This is a genomic window from Pseudomonas sp. 2822-17 (assembly GCF_002742485.1).
GTDB classification, from domain to species: Bacteria; Pseudomonadota; Gammaproteobacteria; order Pseudomonadales; family Pseudomonadaceae; genus Aquipseudomonas; species Aquipseudomonas cyclaminis.
Map to the genome: position 1 here is coordinate 1 of NZ_LJRZ01000871.1, position 250 is coordinate 250.

Annotated in this window: 1 protein-coding gene; it reads left to right on the forward strand. The window is 40.8% G+C overall.

Annotation, left to right across the window (positions count from 1 at the left end):
- Window positions 1–250, forward strand: a 250-nt coding sequence (locus AOA60_RS29560) for a phosphate acyltransferase (RefSeq protein WP_256592903.1), incomplete at both ends; no start/stop codon positions are given.

Here is a 250-nt window from a genome sequence, read left to right on the forward strand (position 1 = left end):
GGACTAAGGACTGGAAAAATTCTATCTCATATTGCTGGATTTTCAGTACCATCTAGAGAAAAAATCCTATTTGTGACTGATGCTGCGATGAATATCCACCCAAGCTTAGAAGACAAAACTCAAATTTTACAAAATGCTGTAGATGTGGTCAATCAAATGGGGATATCTAACCCTAAGGTTGCTGTAGTTGCTGCTGTGGATACGGTAAATCCTGCAATGGAAGCGACATTGCATGCAGCGGCTCTAACTG